Raw genomic sequence first — 1,233 nt, 5'->3', positions numbered from 1 at the left:
AGTAGAGGGCGAACAGTTTAGTTGTCGGGATCAAGTCCCACGGGAGCTTCCGTTCTACCCCGGCTACTATCAATCTATAAATTGAATAAAAAATAGTCAACCAGATTTCTCTGGCTGACCTTATAATACGAATGCTGCTAAAATTTTAAGTGAAATGATAAGCAATTTTTTCCTCTTTTTAGCTGGTTTTTTGCCTGTTGTTGTGTCCAAGTCCATTTTCTTCACCTTTTGTATTTTCACTCACATCTTCTGGGCTACCTTTAAGAGCCCTAAGGAAAGCCTAAACGACGAAGATTTACTTTCAGTGACGGCAGTATGAACGGAGATGAAACAAGTGAAAGATATTGTTTAGTAGTGGGGGGCATCAAAACCAAAAAAACCCAGTTTTAGTACTGGGGAGACGGTTTGTCAGGTAAATAGATACTATTTTTCTGGATAATCTACATGTAATGGTGGTGAAACTAACCAACCTTTATTTTTATTAAGACGTAGAAGTTTAGCACCGGTTAGAGCTTTTGCCGCATGGAATTGACCATACATTAAAGCAATGTCTTCACGAGTTGAAGTGCCCATTGCTTGACTGCATGCAACCAATCCAGCAACTAGGTCGGCTGTAAGTGCGGCGCTGATTTCTGGATCATTAAACTTTGCTCCTGGAGGAATATCTTCCAGTCTTGCTACAGGTCTTTCAGGTGGAGTAGGTGGTAAACCAATACCATTAGTTTTTAAGATTTTTTCTAATTGTTTTACTTCATCCCTACAAAGGTCGATTATATCTTCAATAATTTTTTTTAGATCTTCGTCACCTGCATGATTATAGAATGTTTGATAGCCAGCAATCATGCTAGAGCCTGCAACTAAACCTGACCAAACACTAAATACTTCACCATAATGCAATGGTTCATCTTTTGGATTTCCGCTAAGTATGCCCATACTACACTTCCTTTCTGGTTTCTTGCCTTTTTTTAAACAAGTATGGATGAAATTTAAAAAATAATTCATATAAAAACAAGGTTACTGAACACTTTGAGGATTTTATTCAGCAGGGGAGAATAAAAAACCGGCAGAAAAAGATTGCCGGTTTGGGCTTATTATCAACTTAATTAGTATTGTTTCCGTAACCATTATTTGCGTTACGACCAGAAGCTTGTATTTTCTTAGCTTCTGCTTGCTGAATTTGTTGTTTAACTTGGTTAACATCAGTCTCAGTCCCGAATTCTTCGTTCATTGAGT

The 1,233-nt window shown here is 37.8% G+C and carries 2 protein-coding genes; both read right to left on the bottom strand.

Annotated features, from left to right (window positions below; genetic code table 11):
• Positions 1–423 precede the first annotated feature (423 nt).
• On the bottom strand, positions 424–933 hold the full coding sequence (locus tag C9J35_RS23150) for a DUF3231 family protein (protein ID WP_107927167.1): 510 nt from the start codon (positions 931–933) through the stop codon (positions 424–426).
• 166 nt (positions 934–1,099) lie between these two features.
• Entirely contained in the window at positions 1,100–1,228 is a 129-nt protein-coding gene (locus tag C9J35_RS23145; protein WP_235616419.1) for a gamma-type small acid-soluble spore protein, read from the bottom strand.
• Positions 1,229–1,233 lie beyond the last annotated feature (5 nt).

The sequence above is a fragment of the Lysinibacillus parviboronicapiens genome (genome assembly GCF_003049575.1).
Lineage (GTDB): Bacteria > Bacillota > Bacilli > Bacillales_A > Planococcaceae > Lysinibacillus > Lysinibacillus parviboronicapiens.
Note: the sequence above shows the minus strand (reverse complement) of the source record. Positions and strands in the feature narration are given on the sequence as shown.

Excerpts from the sequence above, each read along its gene's own strand:
- C9J35_RS23150 (WP_107927167.1), bottom strand. The coding sequence starts at position 933 with ATGGGCATACTTAGCGGAAATCCAAAAGATGAACCATTGCATTATGGT.
- C9J35_RS23145 (WP_235616419.1), bottom strand. The coding sequence starts at position 1,228 with ATGAACGAAGAATTCGGGACTGAGACTGATGTTAACCAAGTTAAACAA.